Source organism: Microvirga tunisiensis (assembly GCF_009296175.1).
Classification (GTDB): domain Bacteria; phylum Pseudomonadota; class Alphaproteobacteria; order Rhizobiales; family Beijerinckiaceae; genus Microvirga; species Microvirga tunisiensis.
The window spans coordinates 1-2891 of the sequence record NZ_VOSK01000552.1 but is presented as its reverse complement, the minus strand read 5'-3'; the positions used below and the strand labels follow the sequence as shown (position 1 = coordinate 2891).

Genomic DNA, 2891 nt, shown 5'->3' with positions numbered 1-2891 from the left:
GGCTTGGGTCCCATGGCAAAACACCAGCTTTTGGGGGGTCACTTCCCAGAAGCTGGCATTTTACGATGCTTCGCGAAGACAAAGAATCCTTCAGCCTCAATCAGTTGTGGGTTATTTCAGGGCCGACTAAGTACGTTTGGTCGCAGCGGAATTCTTCCCTTGCCTTAGGATTATCGAGCAAAAAGGGAATCGGCGCCTTCTGCCAACGGAGCAGGGCGAACGGTGCGACCTTGAACCTTCGTCCGCACTGCTTAAATCTCAGATGACCCCGATCCGGGCCCCTCTGACGCGAGCCGTGCCGGCCCTTGCGTGATGTCGGATCCTTCCCGATCCGATCGCGCCGGCGCAGAGGCGACAATGCTTCAAGAATTTTTGGCCACCCTTGTCGGCGCGCTGATCGTCGATCCGCTCCAGGCGGAGATGAACGAGCGCCTGGCCCAGGTCCGCGCTCCTCAGGCCGTGATTGCCGATGTGAGGACCTGCGCCGAGGCCTCCCTGCCAAAGCTGGCAGAGCGCGCGATGGCCGAGCCGCTCTGGGTCGTCACGACCACCTTGGACGTCTGGACCGGTCGTACCGCGCCCGAGGAGGTGCTCGGCGGCACCTCGGCCCAATGCGATGGCGCCATTAAAGCCGCGAGGGTCTATCTGGAGAGCCGCGGTGCGTGACCGTTGCCCGTCGCTTTCCGGAATGGGCATGTCGCGTTCCGGAAAGGCTGCGGCTCTATCCGACAAGCTCCAAGGTGCCAGAACGAGCTTTAAAGCACTGCATCGGCTTGTCCGCCAAGCCATCCCACAAGGCTTCCAGCCATACCTGCTTGGAACCATAAGCTGATCAGCAGGATTGGAAACCTTGCTGTATAAACCTTGGCACGACGCGAGATGGCTGACCAACAGAATACAAACCAAGACAACTTGATGGAACAGCAGCGCGTTTTGGCAGAGTTCGGCGAACTCGCGCTCAAGTCGGAGGCCCTGGACGACATTCTCAACAAGGGCTGCGAACTTGTTGGCCGTGCCCTCGACACGGCGCTCGCGAAGGTCATGGAACTCCTGCCTGACGGCAAGACTTTCAAAGCTCGCGCCGGCTTTGGTTGGAAGCCGGGGGTCATCGGGCACGTGACCGTCACTGCTGCCGAGAATTCACCGGAGGGCCTGACCCTTAAGGACGGTGCCGTCATCTCGAACGACATCGAGAAGGAGGAGCGGTTCGAGTATCACGACTTCATGAAAGCGGATGGTGTGAGAGCTTTCGTGAACGTGCTGATCTTGAGCAGTAACGGGCGCCCGCCTTTCGGTGTCCTCCAAGTAGACAGTCAGACGCCACGAGACTTCACGCAATCGGACATCGAGTTCCTCAGGAGCTACGCCAATCTCCTCGGAGCCGCCATCGAGCGTCTGCGTGTCGTGGATCAATTGCGGGCTGCATTGAGAGACAAGGACCTTCTCATCGGCGAGTTGAACCATCGGGTGAAGAACACGCTGGCGACGGTACAATCCATTGCCTCGCAGACCCTCCGCAACGCGCCAGACCTGGATCACGCCTCACGCGCGATGGAGAGCCGTCTCATTGCCCTGTCGCACGTTCATAACGTCCTCACCGACCAAAGCTGGGCGGACGTGAGACTTCACGACATCGTCGCGCAAGCAGTGGAGCCGTACCGCAGCCGCGGGGAAAACCGTATCCACGTGCAGGGGCCCCCCGTCCAGGTGCCGCCACGCATGGCGCTTGCCCTTGCCATGGCCTTGCAGGAATTGGCCACCAACGCGGTGAAGTACGGGGCGCTGTCGAATGGCACCGGACAAATCAAGGTCCTCTGGAGACTCAACAGCGCGAGCGCGCCAAATCGCCTGAACCTGATGTGGGAGGAATTGGATGGGCCGCCTGTTCACGAACCCGTTCGGCGCGGCTTCGGGACGCGGCTCATCGAGCGGAGCTTGGCTCACGACCTGGCGGGTGACGTTCGGATCGAGTTCGCTCCAACGGGTGTCCTATGCTCGGTCGATGCTCCATTGGCCAGCTGATTCTTCATGCCTATAGCCTTGAGCGCAAAGCGGAATGGGGCGCCATTCAGGCACCTTGGGATCTGATCCCGGCCCATATCGCCGATCGGGCTATGACGGCAATGCCACAGCCTACGCCGTCAGTGGCTCAATGCAGCCATTCGGATGTAGCTCCGAACATCACCCATAAATAACCAATCGAGGCTTTGGCCATGCTCGGTGGCAAACTCAATGATGCGCTCGTCATCCTCGGCAATGGCTCTCAAGTCTTGTTCGGAGAGGTCGAGACAGTCGGCAACGACTTCTAAGCGCGCCAAAATTGCGTTCCGGTTGATGCTCATTCGCGGCTCCTCAACTGAATGCGAGAAGACTTCCCGACCACTCCAACGTGGCTAGCGCCCACAAGTTCGAGGACGCTCCTCGAAGAGGCTGTCCCATCCTTATCGAGCCGCCGATGTCGGGAGCATCGCCGGTTTGACCGGGATAACCATTCCGGGAAAACTATTGGCACGTGGATCGCCGCAGCGGGTTCCGACAAAAAGCATCGTCGACGAGCTCTAGCCGTTCCTATTCACCAGAGTTTGTTTCGGGGCCTATTTGGTAGCGCGGGCGTGCCGATCCGCTGCGTTTCTTTCACCGCGGCAAGGTCTGGAACGTGGGGAACGCGTTGGCAGGGACGGGATGGGATGACCGGGGCGATGGCAGCCCCGGCGCTCAGGGCGAGGCCGCCCGGGGCTGGGGTGCCAGAGCGCTCGCAAGACGCCGGACGAGATCCGCTTCCGGACAGCACGAGGCAAAGGCCAGTCGGATGCGGCTGGTGGTTTCCTGCACCCGCACGGCGATCTTGAGCAGGCGCAACCGCAGCGTTGCGAACTCCGCCCGGGCGAGAT

The 2891-nt window shown here is 60.6% G+C and carries 4 protein-coding genes; 2 read left to right on the top strand and 2 right to left on the bottom strand.

Going from position 1 to position 2891, the window contains the following annotated elements:
• Positions 1 to 357 precede the first annotated feature (357 nt).
• Both FS320_RS41110 and FS320_RS41105 read left to right on the top strand, forming a co-directional pair.
• Positions 358 to 666: a hypothetical protein gene (locus FS320_RS41110; RefSeq protein ID WP_152718328.1), complete on the top strand. Its 309-nt coding sequence runs from the start codon at positions 358 to 360 to the stop codon at positions 664 to 666.
• 249 nt (positions 667 to 915) lie between these two features.
• Entirely contained in the window at positions 916 to 2022 is a 1107-nt protein-coding gene (locus FS320_RS41105; protein WP_162003592.1) for a sensor histidine kinase, read from the top strand.
• Positions 2023 to 2141: 119 nt separating this feature from the next.
• Here the strand turns inward: FS320_RS41105 and FS320_RS41100 are convergent, their stop codons facing one another.
• Complete coding sequence (locus FS320_RS41100; protein WP_152718324.1) at positions 2142 to 2342, bottom strand: hypothetical protein; 201 nt, start codon at positions 2340 to 2342, stop codon at positions 2142 to 2144.
• Positions 2343 to 2715: 373 nt separating this feature from the next.
• Positions 2716 to 2891: transposase (locus FS320_RS41095; protein WP_192926244.1), on the bottom strand; the 176-nt coding region annotated here is incomplete at its 5' end.